Raw genomic sequence first — 23513 nt, forward strand, 5'->3', positions numbered from 1 at the left:
ACGATGAGCAGTTCGTTTCCATGCTCCTGCTTCAGCGCTGCGACCGCAGGCGCTTCACGACGGCAAGCCGGTCACCACGGTGCCCAGAACCAGAACAGGACATCATTCCCCGCCATCGAAGCCAACTCGAACGGCTGCCCGTCGAGTTGCCCTCCCTCCAGCAACAAGATCTCGGCGCGGGTCTCGACTGGGGCCGCGGCAGCTGCGGTGGTTGTCGCCGGAGCCTGCGCAGCGGCAGCAGTGGTACCCGTCTCGCCTGCAGCAGTCGTGGGGGCCGCCGCAGCCTCTGTCGAGGTGTCGGCAGCTGTTGCGGCGGGTTCCTGCGAGGACGTGTCGTCATCGCTCCCGCAACCGGCTAGGACGCCGACACCAATTAACCCGGCCACCAGTGCAGTGGCCGCTCGGTATTGCAGTTGTCGCACCTCGCCGAGCCTATCCCTGGTCTGTGAGGCGAGAGCGCGGGTTACATTCGGCCCGGTGAGCACTCGGGCGTTGCTTGTCACAGCGCTTGTCACCGGCGTCGTCATCCTGGTGGCGTTCACGATCCGGGTGCTGATCTGGTTGTAGCGCTTCGGCGCCGGTCTGGACAGATGATCAGCCCGGTGCAAACGGGTGAGCCTTGAGGCGTACCCTCGTCGCGCGATGGCAGATGAAGCGAATTCCGGCGAATCCAGCGCCCCGGTTCGTTACGACCTCGTCGTGATCGGCGGCGGGCCCGCGGGCTACGGAGCGGCGCTGTATGCCGGCGCTGCGGGCATGAAGGTCGCGCTGGTGGAGCGGGACCGGCTGGGCGGCACGTGCTTGCATCGGGGCTGCATACCCGCCAAGGAGTTGCTTGAGACAGCAGCCGTGTGGCGCACGGTTGGCCAAGCGGCCGAATTCGGCGTGAACACCGAGCCGCCCGAGCTGGACTTCAGCGTCTCGCAGGGCCGCAAGCAACGCATCGTCGACGGCCTCGAGGCTGGGGTGTCCGGACTGCTGCGGCGCCGCAAGGTCACGGTGTATGAGGGGACGGGCCGGCTGGGCGCCGACAGGTCGGTCCTGGTGCGCAACGGCGAGTCTGAGACCCAGACGCTGCACGGAGATCACGTCTTGCTGGCGGCAGGCTCGGTGCCCATCACGCTGCCGGGATTCGATCGCGATGGAACGCTCGTCATGACTTCGGACGAAGTCTTGGCGCTGGATGAGATACCGAGCCGCGTGGCCGTCATCGGCGGTGGAGCCATCGGCTGCGAGTTCGCTTCGATGCTCGCCGACCTCGGTGCTGAGGTGACCGTGCTGGAGTACGCGCCGCAGATCATCCCCGGCGTCGATGGGGACATCTCCAAGGCCTTGAACCGGGCGTTTGCCAAGCGAGGCATCGCTGTGCGGACGGGCTGCCAGGTCACTGGTCACTCGCCGGTTGATGGCGGCGGCACGACCGTGCGATACACGACAGTTGCGTCAGCCCGCAGCGATGCCGAAATGGCCGAGCTGGAAGTGGACGCCGTGGTGGTGTCGGTGGGACGGCGGCCCTACCCAGACCACCTCGGCCTCGATGACACCGGGGTCACGCTCGATGAACGGGGTTTCGTCGTCGCTGACGAAATGTGCCGCACCACGATGGCCGGCGTCTACGCCGTGGGCGACCTCATCAATACGCCTCAACTTGCCCATGTCGGCTTCGCAGAGGCGATCGTTGCGGTGAAGGACATCCTGGGCGAAGACCCCGCGCCGGTGGACTACCCCAATGTGCCGTGGGCGATCTACTGCCATCCCGAGGTGGCCTTCACCGGGCTGTCCGAAGCAGCGGCCCGCGAAGCCGGCTACGACGTGGTGTCGTCCAAGCACCGCTACAGCGGCAACTCACGGGCGATGATCGTCAACGACACCGAGGGCCTCGTCAAGATCGTGGCTGAGCGGGACGCCGACGGCACCGCAGGGCGCGTGCTCGGCGTTCACATGATGGGGCCGTGGGTCACCGAGCAGCTCGGTCAGGGCTACCTGGCGGTCAACTGGGAGGCCACGGTCTCCGAGGTGGCCGCATTGGTGCAGCCGCATCCAACGCTGTCCGAGCTGTTCGGCGAGACGATGATGGCGCTTACAGGCCGGGGGCTCCACGGATGAGCGGCCATGGGGGCACCCGACGCCGACCGGGGCAGCGATATGGCTGACCTGGTGCTGCCGCAGCTCGGCGAGACGGTCACCGAAGGGACCATCACCCGCTGGTTCAAGGGCGTCGGCGACTCGATCACGGTGGGCGAGCTGCTCTATGAGGTGTCCACCGACAAGGTGGACAGCGAGGTGCCCTCACCCATCGAGGGGGTCATCAGCGAGATCCGTGTGCCCGAAGGCGAGTTGGTGGACGTTGGGACGGTGCTGGCCATTGTCGAGGTGAGCGAGGGCGCCGTCGTGCCGCCGCCTGTGGCGCCCGTCGCCGACACCAGCCCGACCGCAGCCCCCGCACCCGCTCCGCCGCCGGTGGAAGCGGCCCCCGCATCGGAGTCTCCGGTCCCAGTGGCGCCAGCCGCTACGGCCGCTACGGCCGCATCGACCGATGGCTCAACTAGCGGTTCGGCACGCAACGGAGGTGGTCGGCTGCTGTCTCCGGTGGTGCGGCGCCTCGTGCGAGAGCACAGCTTGGATCCCGCTGCACTCGTCGGCACAGGTGTAGGCGGTCGAATTACCCGGTCCGATGTGCTCAACGCCATCGACGAGCAGCAGCGCTCGGCGGCTGCAACCGCCCCGACCGCGCCAGCAAGAGCAACGTCGCCAGCAGGCGTACGCGCCGCCGCTCCGAGCCCGCCTTTGGTGCCGGCACCGGTAGCTGCCGCGGCTGCGGCTGAGTGGACCGACGGCGACTCACGTTTCGAGGCGTTCAACAACATCCGGCGTCGGACCGGCGAGCACATGGTCAACTCAGTGGCCACCTCGCCCCACGCTCTTACCGTCGTCGAGGTCGACTACGAGAACGTCGAGCAGGTGCGCCGGGCGCACCGCGAAGCGTGGCGAGCATCAGAGGGATTCAGCCTGACTTACCTGCCCTTCATCGTCGTTGCCGTCGCCGACGCATTGGCTCACTGGCCCCGGCTCAACGCCTCGGTGGAAGACGGCGGACTGCGCATCCGGCGAAGTCGCAACATCGGCGTCGCCGTCGACCTCGATTACGACGGCCTCATCGTGCCGGTGCTGCGGGACGCCGACTCGCTGAGCCTGCGGGGGGTCGCTCGCACCATGAACGAACTCGCAAAGCGGGCACGCGAGCGGCGCCTGACGCCCGACGACATCACCGGCGGCACCTTTACCATCTCCAACAACGGCTCGTTCGGCACCTATACGACCGCGGCCATCATCAACCAGCCCCAGGTTGCGGTGCTCTCGACCGACGGCGTTGCGCGCCGCCCGGTCGTGGTCGCAGATCGATTCGGCAATGAGAGCATCGTGGTGCACTCGGTAGGCCACTTGGCGATGGGCTGGGATCACCGTGCGTTCGACGGCAGCTATGCAGCAGGATTCTTGGGGCACATCCGCCAGATGCTGGAACAGCACGACTGGGGAGCGGAGCTCTGAGGCCGAGCGAGTTTGCAGTGGATTCGGGTTGCACAACAACGGCGCCAGCGAGGCCGGGGCCCGAGCGGCCCGTGAGCGTAGCGAACAAGAGCGGAGCGTTCGTCTGATGCTGCAGGTGCGGTGGCTGGGGCGGGTTCGCTTCCGCGAGGCGCTCGATTTGCAGCGACGCCTGTGGACGCACAACTCAGATGACTACTTGCTTCTGCTGGAACACGATCACGTCTTTACGTCGGGCCCGAGTGCCGACGAGGCGAACTTGCTGGTCGATCCGGCGGCGGTCGGCGCCGACTGCGTGCGTATCGACCGTGGCGGCGACTTCACCTACCACGGTCCCGGCCAGCTCGTCGGCTATCCGATCCTGTCCTTGCCAGGCAACCGGGGCGGCGGACTGGCGGAGACTGCTGCGTACGTGTGCGACTTGGAACAAGTGCTCATCGACGCACTGGCTGGCCTCGGTCTCACCGGCTGCGGCCGGATGCGGGGCTATCCGGGCGTGTGGCTTGACCTCGACGGCACACCCCGCAAGGTCGCCGCGATCGGCGTTCGACTCAGCCGCGGCCGCACGATGCACGGATTTGCGCTGAACGTCGACACCGACTTGGCGTGGTTCGAGCGGATCATCCCGTGCGGCATCCGTGACTTCCGACCGACATCGCTGCGGGCCGAGGGTTGCACGACGACGATGCGTGAGGTGGTGGACGCGGTGGCCCGGCGTGCAGCCGAACGTTGGTCGCCCACAGGCTTCGAACGTGCCGATGTGGCGTGGCGGCACCGCCCGTCCGATCTCAGCGCCTTCAGCCGTGGCCTTGGTCCCGGTCAGGTCGAGATCCCTGTGCCGCGTAGCCGAGCCAGGTTGACAGAAGCCGGGGTGAACGGCGGTCTCGGTCTCGCCGAGCGGAAGCCGCCGTGGCTGCGTGCCCGCATGGACCCCAATGAGGGCTACCTGAGGCTGCGCCGAGTGATGCGCCAGCACGACTTGGTGACGGTGTGCGAGGAGGCGGGCTGCCCGAACATCTTCGAGTGCTGGGGTGCGGGCACAGCCACCTTCATGCTCAACGGCGAGCGGTGCACACGGGCGTGCGGTTTCTGCTTGGTCGACACCCGCCAGCCGGCGCCGCTCGATCCCGATGAGCCTCGCCGGGTGGCGGTGGCGGTCGCCGAGATGGAACTCGACCATGCGGTCGTCACCGCGGTTGCCCGGGATGATCTACCAGACGGCGGGGCGGCTGCGTTCGCCGAGACCATCGCGGCGATCAGGGCGCAATCGCCAAGCACGACGGTCGAGGTGCTGGTGCCCGATTTCGGCGGCGATGCCGAGGCGCTCCAGAGGGTCTTCGACGCGGGCCCCGACATCCTGAACCACAACATTGAGACCGTTGCTCGGTTGCAGCGAGCCGTTCGCCCATCAGCGAGTTATGCCCGCAGCCTGGCGCTGCTGGCCCGTAGCGCATCTGCCGGGCTCGTCACGAAATCGGGCATCATCGTCGGCATGGGCGAGGACGATGCTGAGGTCGACGTCACATTGGCCGATCTCGCGGCAGTCGGCGTCAGCATCGTGACGATCGGCCAGTACTTGCGGCCGACCAGCCATCACATCCCTGTCGCACGCTGGGTGCCGCCCCCCTCGTTCAACCGTTGGCGAGAGGTCGGAACTGCCCTGGGCCTCGCCCACGTCGAGTCCAGCCCGCTGACCCGCTCCAGCTACAACGCCGCTGAATCGGCTTCAGCCGTGCAGCTCGGCGCCCGGACCCGGCCCGTCCCGGCCTAGCGCAGCAGTCGCAGGCAACCTGAAACACTCCGCGTAGCGAAGCTGAGGCTTACCTATGCTGCCGACAGGTTTCGAACCCGACTTGTTTGGTGAGGTCGTGTGGCGGCAGTTGTCGATGATCTGCTTGCGGCTGGGCCGCTGACGCGTGCCGAGCAACGCCGCATCGCGCAGGCCGAGGGGCTGAGCGATGAAAGTCGCGCGGAGCTTGGCCAGTACTTCACGCCCGCTCCGATAGCGAGACTGCTGGCCGATATGTTCGAACCGCCGGAGGGACGCGTACGCGTCCTGGACCCTGGTGCCGGTGTCGGGTCACTCGCGGCTGCGCTAGTTGAACGAGCGGCCAGCGAGGGCTGGCAGTGCTCGCTGGACGTGACGGCCGTGGAAGTCGACGATCGCCTGCTGGAAAGTCTCGAAGCGACCCTCAGTGACTGCTGCGATGTAATGCCCTCTGTTCAGGGTCGTGTCGAGCATTCGGATTTCTTGACATGGGCTGCGGCCCAAGCAGCGCCAGAGATGTTCCAGCGAGAACGTCTGCCGTTCGATCTCGTCATCATGAACCCGCCATACGGCAAGCTGCGCACAGCTTCGGCGACTCATGAGCGGCTTCGGCGTCTTGGTGTTCGCACGAGCAACCTGTATTCGGCCTTTGTCTGGCTCGCTAGCCGCTTGCTCGTTCCCGGTGGCCAGCTGGTCGCGATCACCCCGAGGAGTTTCTGCAACGGGTCGTATTTCAGGTCATTCCGGCAGGCCCTGCTGGACGATTGTGCGCTACGGGACATCCACGTCTTCGAATCCCGCGACACCGCATTTCGCGACGGCGCGGTGCTTCAAGAGAACATCATCTTCAGGATCGTTCGGTCCGCTCAGCGCCCCCCGGTGCAGATCGCCGTCAGTTCGGGTTCGGGCCTCGACGAACCCCGCCGGCATGAAGTCAGCGCTGACTCAATCGTCCACCCGAAGGATCCACGGCTCTTTATTCGCATACCCGAGGACCCCGCGAGCGTCGTGCTGGCGGAGCACGTAGGAGGCCTCCCGCAGACGCTGGCAGGATTGGGTGTCACAGCCTCGACAGGCCGGGTGGTGGACTTTCGGTCGCGGGAGCACCTGCGTGAAGACTGCGACGGCGACGCGATCCCGTTGATCTACCCCGGACACTTGCGGCGAGGCAGGATCAACTGGCCGGGTGAATCCAACTCCAAGCCGTGCGCGATTGCGGTGTCGCCGGCAACCGAAGGCATGTTCCTGCCTTCGGGTGAGTACGTGCTGGTCAAACGTTTCTCATCGAAAGAGGAACGCCGACGGGTAGTCGCGGCAGTGCTGGAATCCGTGGATCTGCCGAGCGATGTCGTCGCTATGGAGAATCACGTCAACGTGCTGCACGTCTCGAACCGAGGCATGGAACGCGATCTCGCATGGGGATTGGCGGCCTACCTCAACTCGACGGCTGTCGACCTGTTCTTCCGGCAGTTCAACGGGCATACACAAGTGAACGCTGCCGACTTAGAGTCGCTTCGATATCCGGACATTCAGTCTCTCCTCGCCTTGGGTGCCGAGGCACGCTCAGCTAGTTTCGAGCAGGCAGCCACGGACTTGCTGGTGGAACGCCACGTCCCGGCTCTCGAAGGTGTCCGGTGAACCATCAGATCACCCAGCGCATCTCCGAGGCGCAGTGGATTCTCAAGGAACTCGGATTCCCTCCTGCGCAGAGCAACGAGCGCTCTGCACTTGCCTTCCTCGCGCTTCTTGACGTGCAGCCCGACATGCCGTGGGCGGCGGCGAGCACCCCGCTGCGGGGCATCACCGAGATGATGAAGTTCATGCGCGTCGACTACGGCAAGGACTATGCGCCCAATACCCGCGAGACGGTTCGACGGCAGACAATTCACCAGTTCTGCGCAGCCGGTTTGGCTACAAAGAACCCCGACCCGACCGCCCCACCAACAGCGGCAAGACCGTCTACCAGGTCAACGGCATTGCCTGGACGTTGGCCAAGGCGCACGGCACCGACGCTTGGTCAGAACGACTGGCCACCTATCTCGAGCGGGTAGGGACGCTCGCCGACCAGCTTGAGCGCCAGCGCCGACTGCGTCGCATCCCAGTGCGTTTGCCTGACGGCACTTCGGTGGATCTGTCGCCGGGAGGCCAGAACCCCCTCATTAAGGAGATCATCCAAGGGTTCTGTCCAAGATTCACGCCCGGAGGAGCCGTTTGGTACATCGGCGATGCCGATGAGAAGTTCGCGGTCTACGACGAAAACGCATTCGTGCGTGCTCGTATCAGTGTTCCCCATCACGGCAAGATGCCCGATGTCATCGTCGAGCATGTGGACGAGTCGTGGCTCGTCGTTGTCGAGGCCGTGACATCGCACGGACCCATCGATCCGAATCGCCGAGCCGAACTGGACCAGCTCTTGCAATCGCCGCGTCTCGAACTCGTCTTCGTCACAGCATTCTCAGATCGCGCAACCTTCCGTCAGTACGTCGCAGACATCGCATGGGAAACCGAAGTCTGGATTGCCGAATCGCCTGACCATCTCATTCACTTCGACGGATCCAAGTTCTTGGGTCCCTACGACTGAGATTGGCCCCCTGTGGGTGAGGGTGCACCCGTCGATGTGGCAACGGTGCTCTGCCAGTGGGCCACAGGGGGGCTGGCGTACCTGTGGGTGACCACTCGGCGACGTGAAGTCGGGCTCGGCTATGGCTGGCTCCTGCGGTCGCTGTACGGAGCGATCGCCATCATCGCAGCCGTCACGGGATTCGTGTTTCAGCCCGATGCCGTCCGCGACCTGGCGTGCATTGCGATGGCCGCGTGCGCAGGCGCGACGCTTGTGCGCTCGGTACTACCCACCGTGCCCGCGGCGGGTCCCCGGGAACCAGTCGGAAGCTTCGACAGCGACGGTGCAGTACCGGTTGATTCCTCTCCGAGGAGGACGATCGAGGGGTTCGACCCTCGCTGGGATTTTGCGGCACCGCTCGCCGGTGTGGTGGGTGTGGTGGCTGCGGGACTCGGCGCCAGCGGAGACGTCAACCCGGTTCTGCACCTAGCGCGTGTCGTCGCCGGGACAGCCTTCCTCGGTGTGGTCAGCAATTCGATGCTGCTTGGCCATTGGTATCTCGTGCAGCCAGCCTGCGCCGGGAGCCGCTGCGCGCCGCGGCAGCCTGGCCTCGAGGTGGGCTTGCTGCTGCTGCCCACCGGCATGATCGCCGTGCTTGGCGGCAGCATTGACGCGGCTACGGCGGCTTGCTGGGCTCGTGCGTGCGCATCTGGCGCTCGCAGCGGATGGCTGCGCTCAATACGCGGCCGTCATCGCCACCGGGGTGGGCTTGCTGCTGCTGCCCGACCTGGCATCCCGTGTGAGTCCTGCGGCGTCTCGTCGGTATTCGGCGAGCAAAAGGAGCACGCTGTGCGGATGGTGCTGGCGCTGCGAGAGGAGCTGGGCGCCTCGGCGGGGACGGTAACGCGTGTGGCTCCGCAGCTCGGCTACGGCGTGGTTCTCGGTCCGCAAGTGGGTCGCTCAGGCCGAGATCGACGCGGGTGCCCGTGCGGGGCTGAGCTCGATCGGAGAGCGAGGAGCTACGACGGTTGCGCCAGGAGAACCGCGAGCTGCGTCGGGCAAACGAGATCTTGCAGTGGGCGACGACTCGTGCCCGGACGCGCCGGACGCCGAGGACGAAGCCCAGGCCGAAGTGCGGGGTCTGCAAGCTTGACGAGCGGCAGTTCGGCGTCGGAGACGAATACGACGTTGACGCGTGCGATGCCGCCCAGCACGCCTTTGAGACGCCGGCTACGCGGCATTGCCGCGTGCACGAGATGACTGATCTGCTTGCCGCGGGTCGAGCATGTTCAGCCGATCCCCGGCGCCATCCAAGCAGAAGCCATCTGCCGCGGCTGGCAGTCCGGTCCCGTCATCGCAGCAGCAGTCGAGAGCCACGCATGGGCGCACTGGCAAGGAACGGCGAGACGACAACGGCAGCCGCATCGCACCTCCAACGCAGTCGTAGCATTTGGCTGGTGAAGCAAGCAGAGCAGCACCGGGCTGGGAGCCACTCGAATCCGTGTGGGAGATGATCGGCAGATTCTGGAGAATCCAATACGGCTTGGAGAGCATGTTGCAGAACACGTTGCCGATGTTCACCGACCTGGACACTGCTAACTGCTGGTCAACTGAGAACCAAGTGCGAACGGTGGTACCGCTCTCTCGGTATCAACGAATTCGTTCAACCGAGGGGCTTCAATGGATCAAGCAGAGCGTCGCCAACCGAAACTGCGTTGCCCACGCCGAGTACCTATGGGGCATCTTCAAGCCGATCAACGGCGAAGAAGGACAACGGGTAGAAATCACCCAACAATGGCTTGAAATCGCGTACGCCACAGCGTGGGTTGCATTGCGCATGATCCACGATCTCGGCTTGGCCGTCATGGCTGCTGAATTCAGCAACGCATTCTCTGCTGGCTTGGAGAAGATCCCCGAACTTGCCCAAGCAGAGAGGGCTATTGCGAATCTGCCTCCCGAGCGGCGTCAATGGTTGGAGTCACTTACAGAGCCTCTGTTGTTCCCCGCGGGCCGGTACATAGCGCGAAGTCCATCGCCTTGACCTTTGTAAACAGGCCTTAGCAAGACTCACCTCAGGCGCCGGTCCATTCGGGCGGGCGCTTCTCGGCGAAGGCCCGGCCTCCCTCTTTGGCGTCGTCGCTGTCGCCGACGATCTTGCGGATCGCCTCGCCCATGCGCAACGCCTCGGTCCAGCCCATGCGCTGGCTGCGCCACGCCACTTCCTTGACGGCCCGTACTGCCAGCGGCGCTCCCTGACAGAGCCGCTCGGCCAGCGAGCGTGCCTCGTCCATCAGCGAGTCGTGCGGCACGACCTTCCACGCCAGACCCATCTCGCGAGCCCGTTCTGCATCGATATTGTCGCCGGTCAGCAGGATCTCCATGGCGTTGGCCCAACCGATCTTGTGCGGCATCCGCATCGAGCCCACGATGGTCGGCACGCCGATCTTCACCTCGGGCATGCCGAAGAGCGCACGGTCGGACGCGATCAGAAAATCCGCCACCAAAGCCCCTGTTAGCCCGTAACCGATGCATGCGCCGTTCACCGCGGCGATGATCGGCTTGAACAGCTCAAGACCGCTTTCGAGGCTGTTGATGGTCGGGATCTCGAAGTACGACCCCGACCACGTTCCTGCCGATCCGCGGGTCGGGTCGCGTAAATCGGCGCCGGCGCAGAACGCCCTTCCGGAGCCGGTCATGATCGCCACCCAAGCGTCGGGGTCGTTGTAGAACTCCATCCACGCTGCGTTCAGGCACTGCCGCATGTCGCCATTGATGGCGTTCATCGCCTCGGGCCGGTTGTAGGTGATCGTGGCGATGTGCCCGTCGAGTTGGTACGTGGCAGCCGCGTCGGGGTCCGAGGTGTCAGGCACAGGGCCCCTATAGGAAGGATCGGTCATGCGAGTCGTTCTAGCGCACCCGCTGCGCCGGTCCCGATGCCGCCCGATACCGGCACCCGCCGGGGAGTACCGGGCCCGGCTGATGCACACCATCCGGGATCTCACCGCGGACTCCTACGGCGACTGGAAATTCGTCACCAACCTGCAGGCAGGCGGGGGACTGTACGCCCAACGCATCGTCACCCGCAGGCACTACGACCTCGAAGGTGCCAAGCAAAAGGCGCTCGCAGTCGCAGGCCTCTCCGAGTCTGCTCACTAGCACCGGTGGGCCGGGACGGTTTCAGCGGCCTCCCCCATTGACCGGTCGGTTCGGAGCACGGCAGATACGTTGAGCAGGTGAGCGGCGGCACCGATGACGATGCGCTGATCGTCGAGACATCGGCGCTGACGCAGCGATTCTCCTCGACGGTGGCGCTTGACGCGCTGGATGTCCAGATGCGGCCCGGCGTGACCGGGCTCGTCGGCGCGAATGGCGCGGGCAAGACGACGTTGCTCAACGCGCTGCTCGGCCTGCGCACGCCGACGTTGGGCTCGGCGACAGTGCTGGGGCTCGATCCCATCAGTCAAGGGGCGACGTTGCGGGCCAAGGTCGGGTTCGCTCCAGAGCGTGACGTGCTGCCCGACGAGATGCGTGCCGTCGACTTCGTCCGCCATCTGGCGCAGGTGCGCGGCCTGCCCCGCAGCGAGGCGCGCACTCGAGCCTCGGACAGCCTGTGGCTGGTCGGCCTCGGCGAGGAACGCACACGCACGCTCGGCACCATGTCCACCGGCCAGCGCCAACGGGCCAAGCTGGCACAGGCCATTGCGTCAGATCCGCAGCTGGTGCTGCTCGACGAGCCCACGTCGGGCCTCGATCCGACGCAGCGCACGGAAATGCTCACCCTCATCGGCGAGATCAGCGCAGAGCACGGGGTGAGCGTCGTGCTCTCGTCGCACCTGCTCGAGGAAGTCGAGCGCGTGTGCGACCACGTCGTGGCGCTGGACGCGGGTCGTCTGGTGGCGAGCGGGCCGCTCGCGGAGCTTGTGGGCGATGGTGAGGGCGTCACCCTGGAACTCGTCGATGTCGCGGAGCCCGCAGGGTCGGTCGATGTCGTCGAGAACACATTGCGCCGCGCCGGTGTGGAGGTGCAGCGCTTGGGCACCACGCTGCGTCTGGGCGGCCGCGACCGGGACGAGCTGTGCGACCGAGCCCGTGACGCAGTCGCCGAGGCGGGTGCACGCATTCGACGCCTCGAAACCCGCCGACGCACACTGGCCGACCTGTTCGAAGCGACATCGGTATGAGCGAGCAAGCCGACGTCGAAATGCCGGCAGTCCAAGCCGCCGAGGACGCTGCGCAGATCCTCGACCAGCGCTACCGCCCCTACAGCGGTCCGCGACGTGGCCTCGCTGGTGCCATGCGTGCGGTTGTCGTCTCTTCAGTGAGGTTCACGCTCGGTCTGGGGCGCCCGGCTCGCCACAAGTTCCTGCCGTGGCTGGCGGTGGTGATAGCGCTCGTTCCCGCCGTCGTCTTCGTCGGTATCGCGACAGTGCTCGACATCGACATGGTCTCCGAGCAGATCCTGCCCGAATACCACCAGTACTACGGCTTCATCCAGGTGGCGCTGTTCTTCTTCTGCGGGATCGTCGTGCCCGAGATCTTGGTGGTCGATCGTCGCAACGGGATGTTGCCGCTGTACCTGTCGACGCCGCTGCGCCGCTGGAGCTACCTGGCCTCGAAGTCGGTGGCGGTAGCGGTGACGTTGGCCGTCATCACCGTTGGTCCGCTGCTGTTCCTGCTGGTCGCCTACACCATCGAGGGATCCGGTCCTGACGGCCTCACCGATTGGCTCGTCGTCCTCGTCCGCATCCTGGTTGCCGGCGTCGCCATCGCTGCGACGATCACCGCTGCCAGCCTGGCCATCTCCAGCCTGACCGACCGGCGGGCGTTCGCCGCGATCGGCGTGATCCTGCTGCTGCTGGGCAGCCGCCTCGTCACAGGCGTACTCGTGGAAGTCGCAGAGCTGGACCCTCGGCTGTACGCGTTCAACCTCAGCGACATTGCCGCTGCACTGAAGGACCGGATCTACGGCGTCGGAGCGCTTGCTTCGTTCGACGAGGGCGAAGTCTCACCGGGCCAGAGCATCAGCGAGCTGTCGACAATGTTTGTGGTGGCAGCGAATGCAGCCTGGGTGCTGGCAGGTGCGGCTGTGGTCTGGTGGCGCTACCGGCGAATCGACGGCGGCAAATGAGGTCCCGTCCTCGCCCGGCGCCTGCGCCTGATCCCGCCTCGGCCGGCGGCGAGGCGGTCTCCGAATCGATTCCGTTTGATGGCGGGACGGCACCCCAGCCACGAGCGGACGCACCTGCGGCCACGCCATTGCCTACCGGCATGGTCGAGGTGCATGGCGTCTCGAAGATCTTCGGCGACGTGGTGGCCGTGTCAGACGTGACGTTTGCGGTACGCGCGGGTGTTACCGCTTTGCTGGGCCCCAATGGTGCGGGCAAGTCGACGCTGTTTCGCATGATGTGCGGGCTCACGCCTCCGTCGCGGGGCACGGTGCGCGTGCTGGGCGCCGATGCTCGCCGCGACCGCGACGTGCGGGGCCGGATCGGTCTGGCACCGCAGCAGGACGCCCTGTTCGACCGGCTTGACGCAGTCGACTTCGTCACCGTTGCCGCTGCTACCCAGGGCGTTTCTGATCCTGCGGGAGCCGCGCGTCATGCCTTGGGACTGGTTGAACTCGACCCGGACGATCCCCGACCGGTGTCGGGCTATTCGAAGGGCATGCGGCAGCGCACCAAGCTGGCCGCTGCGCTCGTGCACGATCCAGACGTGCTGATTCTGGACGAGCCGCTCAACGGCCTCGATCCGGTTCAACGGCGCCGCATGATCGAATTGCTCGAAGAAATGGGTGCCCAAGGACGCTGCGTGCTGGTGTCGTCACACGTGCTCGAAGAGGTCGCCCGGCTGGGGTCACGGATCCTCGTGATCGCCCAGGGCCGGCTGATCGCGAGCGGCGACTACCGCGAGCTGCGCGAGATGATGGATGACCGCCCGCACCGAATCAGCATCGAAGCTGACCGGCCCCGCCCACTCGCTGCTGCGCTGGTGGAATCCGGCACTGTCGTCGGTGTAAAGATCGATGGGGACATCGTCGTAGCGGACACTCTGGAGGTTGATCGGCTCGGACGCGAGATCGCTCCGCTGGCACGACGTCTCGGCGCACGGCTGCGCGCCGTGCGGCCGTTGGACGAGGATCTCGAATCGGTGTTCCGCTACCTGGTGGAACGACGATGAGCGCTTCGGCGATGAGCCCGGATTCGGTGGCTGCAAATCGGCACGTCGGGGCCGTGCGGGCAACCCTGCTGTGTTACCGGGTGCTGATCCGCCAGATCGTCTCGGTGGGTCGGCTAGCTGCACTGGGCGCGCTCGGCGCGATCATGATCGTGGTCGGGTGGGTCGTGGGAGTGGCTGGCGCCGATCGGGATTTCGGCTCGTCGGCCATGCTGCGCGACGGTGCTGGCTATGCCGACGCCTTCGGCCTGATCGTCATCGTGCCGATCATCTCGTTGGTCTTCGCAGCGGCCTCGCTGGGTGACGCCCGGGATGACGGCACGCTCGTGTACCTGTGGCTGCGCCCGATGGGCCGCGCTCCAGTGGCAGTCGCGGCGGCTGCCGTGTCCATGACGGTGGCGCTGCCGCTGTGCGTTGCGCCGACGGTGCTGGGAGGCTGGCTTGCGTCGGGCCGTGTTGCCGGGTCGGGAGATCTTGCCGTGGGCATCTTGACCGCGGCGGCACTGGGAACAGCGGCGTATTCGTGCCTGTTCGTGCTCCTCGGACTGCTGTTCCGCAAAGCGGTCCTCTGGGGTATCGCGTATGTGCTGCTGTGGGAAGGATTGGCGGTGGGTCTTGGCGACTTCGCCGCTCGGCTCTCGTTGCGCGGATACGCCCGCTCGGTGCTTGCCCATCTCGCCGACGTCGATCTGGGGTTCGACCCCAATCGCCTCGCCACCTCCATCATCGTGCTGGCCTGCGTGTCGGTGGTCAGCCTCGGGCTCGCCGCGCTGCGACTCCGGCATCTCAACGTGGACTAAGAACCCGAGTTCCCCTACGTCGGGTCAACCCGACACAATGTGCGGGTGCGCCTGGTGATCCAGATCCCCTGTCTCAATGAGGCAGAGACGCTGGGGGAGACCCTGAACGCGCTGCCGCGCCAGGTGGAGGGCTTCAGCGAAGTGCAGTGGCTGGTCATCGACGACGGCTCAACCGATGACACGGTCGACGTGGCATGGACTCATGGCGCCGACGCAGTCGTGAGCCTGACGCAGAACAAGGGGCTCGCGGTGGCCTTCGCAACTGGCGTCGACGCAGCGCTGCGCATGGGTGCCGATGTCATCGTGAATACCGACGGCGACAACCAGTACAACTCGGACGACATCAGCCGGCTCACCGAACCGATCTTGGCTGGTCAGGCCGACCTGGTTGTCGGCTCGCGGGACATCCGCAATCACCCTGAGTTCTCACGGCTCAAGAAGCGGCTGCAGCGACTCGGATCGTGGGCCGTGCGTCAGGCCTCGGCTACCGATGTGGCTGACGTCACCTCCGGATTCCGCGCCTATAGCCGCGATGCCGCGCTGGCGGCGAACGTGGTCTCAAGGTTCACCTACACGCTCGAGACGGTGATCCAGGCCGGCAAGTCGGACTTGGCCGTGACTGATGTGCCGGTTCGGGTGAATCCCACCACCCGCCCGTCCCGGCTCTTCAAGTCCAAGCGGCAGTACGTACGGAGGGCCGCGGGCACCATCGTCCGCGTGTACGCCATGCACGAGCCATTGCGGGTTTTTGCCGCGTTGGCTGCGCTGTTCGCGGCGGTCGGCGTGTTCCTGTTCGCCCGCTTCGGTTGGTTCCTGGTGACCTCTGACGGATCGGGCCACGTGCAGTCGCTCATCATCGGCGCGGTTGCGTTGCTGGTGGCGATGCAGCTGCTGATGCTCGGTGTCCTCGCGGACCTGCTGCGAGCCAACCGGGTAATTGCTGAGCGAACGTTGCGCCGAGTTCGCGCCATCGAGCTCGACGTCGGGACGCTCACGAAGGACAAGCGGGTGGCGGAGGAGAGCCCTGCGAGGTTGGAACCTGCTGGATTCCCGGAGCAGGGGGCTCCTCCGCCACCCGCCTCGCCTGGGAGCTCCCCGCCTACGAGATAACGACCACCACGTCGCCGGCGCCCACGGTGTCGCCTGGCGCGACCTTGATCTCGGTGACGGTTCCGGAGCGGTCCGCGTTGATGCTGTTCTCCATTTTCATGGCTTCGAGCACGACCACGCCCTCACCGCTGGTGACCTCTTGGCCGACCTCAACAAGGATCTTGACGATGGTGCCTTGCATCGGGACGGTCACCTGCCCCGTACCGGTGCTGGCTGAAGCGGTGCTGCTTGCGCGCCTCGGGCGCGTCGAAGCAGTCGCAGCGGCGGCCGAGGCTGTCTCGGGCACCCATGCGCTCACCGAGAATCGCTTGCCATCGACCTCGACGACGACATCGCGTCGCACGCGCGGCATGTCGTCGCTGTCGGGTGTGCCACCAGACCCGACGGAGGCCTCACCGTCGGCCTTGCCGCTCACACCGCTCAGGTCGAGTTGTTCTTCAACCCACTTGGTGCTGTGGGTGCCGGCCCGGAAGTCCTCCGACGCCATGATCGCGGTGTGAGCGGCGGCGGTCGTGGCCACGCCGCCGATGCTCAATTCGCCCAGCGCCCTGCGCATGCGAGCGATTGCCGTCGGGCGGTCCGAGCCCCACACGATGAGCTTGCCGATGAGGTTGTCGTAGTACTGGCTGATGGTGTCGCCTGCCTCGTACCCGCCGTCCCAGCGAACGCCGAAACCGTTGGGCACACGCAGTGATGTCAGCAACCCGGGTGAGGGCAGGAATCGCCCGCCTGCGGGGTCCTCGGCGTTGATGCGTGCCTCGATGGCGTGCCCGACCGAGGTCACCTCCGACTGCGTAAACGACAGCGGCTCGCCGGCGGCCACCCGGATCTGTTCGCGGACCAGATCGACGCCGGTCACCATCTCCGTTACTGGGTGCTCCACCTGCAGCCGGGTGTTCATTTCCAAGTAGAAGAACTCGCCGTCCTGGTAGAGGAATTCGACGGTGCCTGCGTTCGTATAGTCGCAGCATCGGGCAACCGCCACCGCTGCGTCTCCCATCGCCTTGCGAATGGCGTCATCGAGAAGCGGCGCGGGGCTTTCTTCAACCAGCTTCTGGTGCCGGCGCTGAGCGGAGCAGTCGCGCTCGCCGAGCCAGACGGCGTTGCCGTGATGGTCGGCCATGATCTGCATCTCGATGTGGCGCGGCCAAGTGAGGTAGCGCTCCAGGTAGCACTCGCCGCGCCCGAAGAACGCCTCGGCCTCGCGCTGCGCAGACTCCAGCGCGGCTTCGATCTCGTCAGGCCCGCCAACGACCTTCATGCCGCGGCCGCCGCCGCCGTAAGCCGCCTTGATGGCGATGGGGTAACCATGGGCCGCCCCAAAGGCAGCGACGTCGTCGGTCGAAGTGATCACCTCGGTGGTGCCCGGAACGCCGGCGACCCCGCACCGTTCGGCGGCGAGGCGTGCCGAAATCTTGTCGCCCATCACCTCGATGGCTTCCGGTGGCGGTCCCACGAAGGTCACACCCCTGGAGGTGATGGCCCGCGCAAAGTCGGCGTTTTCGGAATAGAAGCCGTAGCCGGGATGGACTGCGTCAGCCCCGCTGCGGGAGATCACGTCCAGGATTGCTTCGGTGTTGAGGTAGCTCTCGGCTGCCGTCTGGCCGCCGAGGGCGAACGCCTCATCCGCGAGCCGCACATGCATGGCGTCCCGGTCCTGTTCGCTGTAGACGGCAACCGATGAGATGCCCAGCTCGCGGCAGGCCCGGATGACACGCACCGCGATCTCGCCCCGGTTGGCGATGAGGAGCTTGCTGAACACGAATCAGGTCCTAACTGTCAGGTCCCGGCTGTGGTGGCCTGCCGGTGCACGCCGACCCCAACCCGGTTGGGCCAATCCAATTGGGACTGGCAGCGGGCAAGTCTGTCGGCTGGTTCTGCGAGTGACACCGCGGCGGTCAATGGTGTCACATGGGGCGGCCGGAGCACCCACTGCCCCACAGGTGCCGCTCGGGAGGTGCCGCAGCCCCCAAGATTCTTGCCTGGGGTCGCCGGTACGCTCGCTGCGTGCCAGCTGTGCACGACCCGTCCCGTCTTGACCCGTCCAAATTTGACCCGTCCAAATTTGACTCTGGGCATTTCAGATCTGTCGACGGCACCCGCTTCACCGATGTCGAGTGGCACGACGAGATCGGCTCCACGAATACCGAACTGCTCGATCGGGCCCGACGCGGCGCACCCGAGGGGGTCGTGTTGATCGCGGACCGCCAGACCGCCGGTCGCGGTCGCCGTGGTCGCAGGTGGACGGCGCCGCCGGGCAGCTCGTTGATGATGTCCGTGCTGCTGCGACCGCCAGCAGGTCCGCTGCCTCCTGCTCGTGCGGCCTTGGTGACCCTCGCAGTCGCACTTGCTGCAGCCGACGCATGCGAGCAGACGAGCAGCGTTAGACCCCAGTTGAAGTGGCCAAACGACCTTGTGATCGCTGGCGAGGCGGGCCTTGGTGAAACTCGTCAAGACCGCAAGCTCGCCGGCATCCTGGCCGAATCCATCAGCACCCAAGGACAGATCACCGCACTTGTTGTCGGCATAGGCCTGAACACCGGGTGGCCGGAGGTGCCCGCAGAACTGGAGGGCATCGCGACCAGCCTCAATCTGGAATCTGGCGTTCCAGTGGACCGCACGCTGCTGGCGCGCCGGATCCTCGAGGGATTCGACGCTCGGTACGAGCGCCTCTGCCAGAGCGGCGACGGCGCCAGCGACGCCACCGGGACAACTGACGTGCTGGAAGAGGCGAGACAGAATTCGGCCACTCTCGGGCGTCGAGTTCGCATCTCGTTTGATGTGACGACGACCTCGCGCTCCCTCGAAGGACTCGCGACCGACCTCGATGCTGAAGGGCGATTGTTGGTCACCGATGACGCCGGCGCCACCCACACTGTGGCTGTCGGCGATGTCGTGCATCTGCGCTCAGCCCACTAGTGGACGATGTTGGGCGAAACTGTGGTGCGCCCAGACTGGGCGTCGGGTAGAACCACGCTGCGGGACCCCGCCCGCTGCCAAGCCGCGTAAGCAACGACAGAGCGAGGATGCCGTGCCGCTGACCATTTCGACCGACGCATTCGAGGTTGTCACCGACCCTGCTGCTGCGCCGCCCACGGCCGCCAGCGACCGGCCGGTGCGCAGCGATGCCCTGGACACGCTGGGTGCAACACCCAACTACTTGGCCGCCAGCGGATTCGATGGCTCCGTGGGCAGCACGGCGCTCATGGTCGGCGCGTCCGATACTGCGGACGACACGCTGCCGATTGCAGTCGGGCTGGGTTCAGACGATCTGACCACGGCAGACATCCGCAAGGCGTCGGCCTCGCTCTGGCGTGCCGCCTCGAAGCTCGACTCATTGACCTCGGCGCTGGCGGCGGCAGCGTCTGACGACGTTGGCGCCGATGTCGCTCTCGGCGCAGTCGTCGAAGGCATGCTGCTGGCGTCCTACGGGTTCAACGAGCACAAGGGCGACCCGCCGGCGCCGGCTGCGCTTGAGCGGATAGCGCTCGCGGCGCCCGATGGCACCGACGTGGCAGCAGCCATTGCACGTGCCGCCGCCGTGGCCGGCGGGATCGCGCTGGCCCGCGACCTCGTGAACCAGCCAGCCGGTGCGCTCAGCGCGATCGGCCTCGCCACTGCCGCAGTCAATGCAATCGAAGCAGCTGCGGCAGATGGCGATCCCGCAGCGGGCACTGCGTCGGTCGAGGTATGGGACCGCGAACGGCTCGCAGCCGAACGATGCGGCGGGCTGCTCGGCGTCAACGCAGGCTCGACAGAGCCCCCCGCCCTCGTCCGCATGCGATGGCAGCCGTCGGCCACTCCACGAGCGGTTGTCCATCTCGTCGGAAAAGGCATCACTTTCGATACCGGCGGGCTCAACCTCAAGTCCTTCGAAGGCATGGAATGGATGAAGGTGGACATGGGCGGTGCTGCGGCCGTCATCGGAGCGATGAGCGTCATCGCCCGATTGGCACCCGACGTCGCGGTCACCGGCATCTGCTGCTGCACGGACAATCAACCCGGACCCACGGCCACCAAGCCCGGCGATGTCCTGCGCATCCGCAATGGCAAGACGGTCGAGGTGCTGAACACGGACGCCGAGGGCCGGCTCGTCCTCGCGGACGGCCTCTCGCTGGCGGTCGAGGAGGAGCCTGACCTGGTGGTAGATCTCGCGACGCTCACAGGCGCTTGCCTCGTCGCCCTGGGCGACAGGTACGCGGGGCTGATGGGCAACGACGCGTCGGCGATCGCGCGCACCGAGGCTGCGGCTCATGCCGCGGGGGAGCACCTGTGGCATCTGCCGCTGCCGGCGGAGTATCGCGAGCAGCTGGACTCGCCGATTGCCGACCTGCGCAACATCGGCAAGGGTCGCTACGGGGGCACGCTCGTCGCCGGCATCTTCCTGTCGGAATTCGTCGGCGAGACCCCCTGGGTGCATCTCGACATTGCCGGGCCGGTACGAGCCGATTCAGATGCTGGCGAGCTGTCCAAGGGTGCGTCCGGCTTCGGTGTGCGCACGCTGGTCGAACTGGTCTGCAATTGGTGATTGGGTGCAGCGCTGGGCCTGCAGGAGAGCGACGGCGCCCCGGCTGGTCGCGTCACACACCCCGGGTTGCGTGAGGCCGCACGCAACGATCCGCCCACGCCCACGCGGTCGCCTCGTTGGCGGCCCTAGGTGCCAATCCCAGCATCACGAGCCGCTCTGCGGATTCGTGGAGGCCGTGGCCAAGCATCAGCATGCACGTCGCAAGCAGTCGCGTCTCGCCCACGGAAAAGTCCGTATGTCCAACGGTGCGAGTCCAGCGACCGATCTCGGCGCGTAATTCGCGCGGCATGCGGACGTGCAGCCTGCGCGGTACCGGCGGTATCTGCCTGCGCACAATCAGGACATCGTCGTTCTCGAAGTGGGCCAGATCGAACGTGCGGCAGCGGTCGATGGTTCTCATGAACGTGCTCTGGCGGCCGCCGCGGTGCTGCAGCCCGAGTCGCTGCGCTGTGGACTCGAGGTCTAGGCGCAGATTCTCACCTGGGGCCAGTTCGTCGAATTCGCGCGCAAGCAGCCGCAGCAGCCAGACCGCACTGGGGCCGAGCACAGCGATCCAGAAACGCTCCACGTAGGCCGAGCGCGGGTCGTGGCCATCGCGGTGAAGGTTGGGATCGTCCCAAGGTCGCACCTGCAGGACCCGCAGTGGCTCCGCCGCAGTTCCGTCGTGTGAAGTTCTGCCCGGCCCGGTTGAAGTGCCACCGACTAGTTGCAGCGTGGCCGGGGTTGCCCCATCTGGAGTGGCCGGGAGGACGGGGAATGTGGGTCTCTGTTCAGCTGGCACTGGGATCTCCCTCACGTTTGCTCGTGACTGTCATTCATTTGGATGGGAATACTTATATATCAAAACAGATCAAACAACATGAAAATTATTGGAAGTGCCATAACGCTCGTCAAGTCGAGCCATGCGCGATACGACAGACTTGGTGAGATGAACCCCGATGAGATGAACAGTGGGGCCGATTCGAGTTCTCCAGTCGACGAGGTGCGAACTGTGGCTGGATGGATCGACGAGGCACGTGCCATCACGGTGCTCACCGGTGCAGGCATCTCCACCGATTCGGGCATTCCGGACTTTCGCGGTCCCAATGGCGTGTGGACGAAGAACCCCGCCGCCGAGAAGCAGGCGACGCTGCAGAACTACTTGGCCGATCCGCAGGTGCGTGTCTTGGCGTGGCGAGCTCGCATGGACCACCGGGCCTGGGGCGCCGAGCCCAACGACGGTCACCGGGCCCTCGTGCAGCTGGAGCGCCGTCGCAAGTTGGTGTCGCTCTTGACGCAGAACGTGGATGGGCTGCACCACGACGCCGGATCAGACCCCGACAAGATCGTGGAGGTGCACGGCACCATCCGCGAGGTTGCGTGCCTGGGGTGCGACTACCGCGACGACATGGGAACCGCGCTGGACCGGGTGCGGCTCGGCGAGGACGACCCACCATGCCCCGAGTGCGGCGGGATTCTCAAGAGCGCCACGATCAGCTTCGGCCAGCAGCTCGTTGCACGAGACCTACTGCGCGCTCAGATCGCAGCTGAAAATTGCGACCTGATGCTGGCCGTGGGCACGACGCTGGCCGTATACCCCATCGCTGCGGTTGTCCCCACAGCCAAGTCGGTCGGCGCACGCGTGGTGATCGTCAACGCCGAGCCCACAGAGATGGATCACCTGGCCGACATGGTCCTGCGAATGTCCATCTCTGAGGTGCTGCCGCTGATCTGCGGCGGCACCGCCCGCCGGCGTGACTAATTCCTGACCGGATAGGTAGGATTTAGGGCAAGAACCTGATCGGTTGATCAGGTCGCACCGGACGCGACGCCGAGTTACGAACAGGGAGGCCCAGATGCCCTCGTTCCGCGAACTGCTGACAGCGACCAAACGCGAGATCACCGAGATCGACACGGCCACCGCGGCCGAGTGGATCTCCGACCGCTCACCGGTCGTGCTCGACGTGCGCGAGCCCGACGAGTACGAGCAGGGTGCGCTCGCCGACGCGATCCATATCCCGCGCGGGCATCTCGAGGCGCAGATCGAGAACCGCGTCCTCGATCACGACGCCGAGATCATCATCTATTGCGCCGGCGGCGTCCGTTCGGCCTTCGCGGCCAAGACACTCGCCGAACTCGGGTACCCCAACTCGGTCTCCATGGATGGCGGCTTTGGCCGCTGGAAGGACGAAGGTCGTCCGTGGGCCACGCCTGCCTCCCTCGGCGCCGAGCAGCGAAACCGCTACCAGCGTCACCTGCTGCTGCCCGAGGTGGGCGAGGCCGGACAGCTCAAGCTGCTCGACGCCAAGGTGCTCATGCTGGGCGCCGGAGGCCTCGGCTCTCCCGCGGCCCTCTACTTGGCTGCGGCCGGCGTCGGCACCATCGGCATCATCGACATGGATGTGGTCGATGAGTCCAACCTGCAGCGTCAGATCCTCCACAACGTCGACCGGGTGGGCGACCGCAAGGTGGATTCGGCCAAGAAGACCCTCACTGCACTGAACCCTGACGTCAACGTGGTCACCTACGACACCCGGCTCGGGGCCGACAACGTGCTCGACGTCTTGTCGGGCTGGGACGTCGTCGTGGACGGCGCCGACAACTTCCCGAGCCGCTACCTGCTCAATGACGCGTCGGTGAAGCTCGGCATTCCGGTGGTGCACGGTTCGATCTTCCGCTTCGAGGGCCAGGTCACGGTCTTCGACCCGCACAACGGTCCGACCTATCGCGATTATCTGCCCGAGCCCCCTCCGGCAGAACTCGCTCCCTCGTGCGCTGAAGCTGGCGTGCTCGGCGTGCTGCCAGGCATCGTCGGGTCGATCCAGGCGCTCGAGACGATCAAGCTGATCCTGGGCATCGGCGACGGCTTGGCGGGCCGCATCATCGCGTTCGATTCGCTGGAGATGTCGTTCCACGAGTTCCGGTTGCGGCCCGATCCCTCCAACGAGGTGACCTACGCCAATCGCGAACGCATCACGGTCAGCGAGCTCGACGGTCTCTGCAGCCCCACGCTGAGCTGAGCCCGTCCCGCTCCGAGGCCGCGACGAC

22 protein-coding genes are annotated in these 23513 nt (G+C 66.0%); 18 read left to right on the top strand and 4 right to left on the bottom strand.

The annotated features are described in order from the left end of the window. Positions 1–71: 71 nt before the first annotated feature. Positions 72–422 carry a hypothetical protein gene (locus ACOOHB_RS20785; RefSeq protein ID WP_420446684.1) on the bottom strand — a complete coding sequence of 117 codons (351 nt, stop codon included), beginning with the start codon at positions 420–422 and terminating at the stop codon, positions 72–74. A 220-nt stretch (positions 423–642) separates the two neighbouring features. Between ACOOHB_RS20785 and lpdA the strand changes: the two genes are divergently transcribed. The 8 genes from lpdA (at position 643) to ACOOHB_RS20825 (ending at position 9915) form a co-directional block, all read left to right on the top strand. Then, positions 643–2106, top strand: a complete 1464-nt coding sequence (gene lpdA, locus ACOOHB_RS20790) for a dihydrolipoyl dehydrogenase (protein WP_420446685.1) — start codon at positions 643–645, stop codon at positions 2104–2106. A gap of 6 nt (positions 2107–2112) precedes the next feature. Next, positions 2113–3549 (top strand): dihydrolipoamide acetyltransferase family protein, encoded by a 1437-nt coding sequence (locus ACOOHB_RS20795; protein WP_420446686.1) that lies wholly within the window; start codon positions 2113–2115, stop codon positions 3547–3549. After that, a complete protein-coding gene (lipA, locus tag ACOOHB_RS20800; protein WP_420446687.1) occupies positions 3482–5317 on the top strand; it encodes a lipoyl synthase in 1836 nt (611 codons plus the stop codon). The genes ACOOHB_RS20795 and lipA overlap by 68 nt, the downstream gene beginning before the upstream one ends. Before the next feature lie 99 nt (positions 5318–5416). Further along, positions 5417–6952 (top strand): Eco57I restriction-modification methylase domain-containing protein, encoded by a 1536-nt coding sequence (locus tag ACOOHB_RS20805; protein WP_420446688.1) that lies wholly within the window; start codon positions 5417–5419, stop codon positions 6950–6952. Further along, complete coding sequence (locus tag ACOOHB_RS20810; RefSeq protein WP_420446689.1) at positions 6949–7365, top strand: hypothetical protein; 417 nt, start codon at positions 6949–6951, stop codon at positions 7363–7365. Before ACOOHB_RS20805 ends, ACOOHB_RS20810 begins: the two co-directional genes overlap by 4 nt. Further along, the gene (locus tag ACOOHB_RS20815; protein WP_420446690.1) at positions 7302–7895 is read left to right on the top strand and encodes a BsuBI/PstI family type II restriction endonuclease; all 594 of its coding nucleotides are present in this window, start codon (positions 7302–7304) and stop codon (positions 7893–7895) included. The genes ACOOHB_RS20810 and ACOOHB_RS20815 overlap by 64 nt, the downstream gene beginning before the upstream one ends. 886 nt (positions 7896–8781) lie before the next feature. Beyond that, positions 8782–9027, top strand: a complete 246-nt coding sequence (locus ACOOHB_RS20820; RefSeq protein ID WP_420446691.1) for a hypothetical protein — start codon at positions 8782–8784, stop codon at positions 9025–9027. A gap of 348 nt (positions 9028–9375) precedes the next feature. Continuing rightward, positions 9376–9915 (top strand): hypothetical protein, encoded by a 540-nt coding sequence (locus ACOOHB_RS20825; protein ID WP_420446692.1) that lies wholly within the window; start codon positions 9376–9378, stop codon positions 9913–9915. A 31-nt stretch (positions 9916–9946) separates the two neighbouring features. On the opposite strand, the gene ACOOHB_RS20830 is transcribed toward ACOOHB_RS20825, so the two are convergent. Next, positions 9947–10771, bottom strand: coding sequence for an enoyl-CoA hydratase/isomerase family protein (locus tag ACOOHB_RS20830; RefSeq protein ID WP_420446693.1), 825 nt, complete (start codon positions 10769–10771; stop codon positions 9947–9949). Here ACOOHB_RS20830 and ACOOHB_RS20835 point away from each other — a divergent pair. From ACOOHB_RS20835 to ACOOHB_RS20860, 6 genes are all read left to right on the top strand, one after another. Beyond that, positions 10770–11030, top strand: a complete 261-nt coding sequence (locus ACOOHB_RS20835) for a 4-hydroxyphenylacetate 3-hydroxylase C-terminal domain-containing protein (RefSeq protein ID WP_420446694.1) — start codon at positions 10770–10772, stop codon at positions 11028–11030. The genes ACOOHB_RS20830 and ACOOHB_RS20835 overlap by 2 nt on opposite strands. A gap of 77 nt (positions 11031–11107) precedes the next feature. After that, complete coding sequence (locus ACOOHB_RS20840) at positions 11108–12055, top strand: ABC transporter ATP-binding protein (RefSeq protein WP_420446695.1); 948 nt, start codon at positions 11108–11110, stop codon at positions 12053–12055. Further along, positions 12052–13002: an ABC transporter permease gene (locus ACOOHB_RS20845; protein WP_420446696.1), complete on the top strand. Its 951-nt coding sequence runs from the start codon at positions 12052–12054 to the stop codon at positions 13000–13002. Before ACOOHB_RS20840 ends, ACOOHB_RS20845 begins: the two co-directional genes overlap by 4 nt. A gap of 140 nt (positions 13003–13142) precedes the next feature. Further along, positions 13143–14051, top strand: coding sequence for an ABC transporter ATP-binding protein (locus ACOOHB_RS20850; protein ID WP_420446697.1), 909 nt, complete (start codon positions 13143–13145; stop codon positions 14049–14051). After that, positions 14048–14848 carry a hypothetical protein gene (locus tag ACOOHB_RS20855; RefSeq protein ID WP_420446698.1) on the top strand — a complete coding sequence of 267 codons (801 nt, stop codon included), beginning with the start codon at positions 14048–14050 and terminating at the stop codon, positions 14846–14848. The genes ACOOHB_RS20850 and ACOOHB_RS20855 overlap by 4 nt, the downstream gene beginning before the upstream one ends. A 54-nt stretch (positions 14849–14902) precedes the next feature. Then, positions 14903–15958: a glycosyltransferase family 2 protein gene (locus ACOOHB_RS20860; RefSeq protein WP_420446699.1), complete on the top strand. Its 1056-nt coding sequence runs from the start codon at positions 14903–14905 to the stop codon at positions 15956–15958. On the opposite strand, the gene ACOOHB_RS20865 is transcribed toward ACOOHB_RS20860, so the two are convergent. Beyond that, positions 15948–17720 carry an acetyl/propionyl/methylcrotonyl-CoA carboxylase subunit alpha gene (locus ACOOHB_RS20865; protein WP_420446700.1) on the bottom strand — a complete coding sequence of 591 codons (1773 nt, stop codon included), beginning with the start codon at positions 17718–17720 and terminating at the stop codon, positions 15948–15950. The genes ACOOHB_RS20860 and ACOOHB_RS20865 overlap by 11 nt on opposite strands. Before the next feature lie 245 nt (positions 17721–17965). Between ACOOHB_RS20865 and ACOOHB_RS20870 the strand changes: the two genes are divergently transcribed. Both ACOOHB_RS20870 and ACOOHB_RS20875 read left to right on the top strand, forming a co-directional pair. Beyond that, positions 17966–18877, top strand: coding sequence for a biotin--[acetyl-CoA-carboxylase] ligase (locus ACOOHB_RS20870; protein WP_420446701.1), 912 nt, complete (start codon positions 17966–17968; stop codon positions 18875–18877). Positions 18878–18989: 112 nt separating this feature from the next. Next, positions 18990–20486 carry a leucyl aminopeptidase gene (locus ACOOHB_RS20875; RefSeq protein WP_420446702.1) on the top strand — a complete coding sequence of 499 codons (1497 nt, stop codon included), beginning with the start codon at positions 18990–18992 and terminating at the stop codon, positions 20484–20486. A gap of 52 nt (positions 20487–20538) precedes the next feature. Here the strand turns inward: ACOOHB_RS20875 and ACOOHB_RS20880 are convergent, their stop codons facing one another. Further along, positions 20539–21114, bottom strand: coding sequence for a hypothetical protein (locus tag ACOOHB_RS20880; protein WP_420446703.1), 576 nt, complete (start codon positions 21112–21114; stop codon positions 20539–20541). 300 nt (positions 21115–21414) lie between these two features. Here ACOOHB_RS20880 and ACOOHB_RS20885 point away from each other — a divergent pair, with 300 nt between their 5' ends. Together ACOOHB_RS20885 and moeB are read left to right on the top strand one after the other, a co-directional pair. Beyond that, positions 21415–22227: an SIR2 family NAD-dependent protein deacylase gene (locus tag ACOOHB_RS20885; protein WP_420446704.1), complete on the top strand. Its 813-nt coding sequence runs from the start codon at positions 21415–21417 to the stop codon at positions 22225–22227. Between the two features lie 94 nt (positions 22228–22321). Continuing rightward, complete coding sequence (moeB, locus tag ACOOHB_RS20890) at positions 22322–23485, top strand: molybdopterin-synthase adenylyltransferase MoeB (RefSeq protein WP_420446705.1); 1164 nt, start codon at positions 22322–22324, stop codon at positions 23483–23485. The last annotated feature ends 28 nt before the right edge of the window (positions 23486–23513 follow it).

This window comes from Candidatus Poriferisodalis sp., from assembly GCF_965215815.1.
Lineage (GTDB): Bacteria > Actinomycetota > Acidimicrobiia > Acidimicrobiales > Poriferisodalaceae > Poriferisodalis.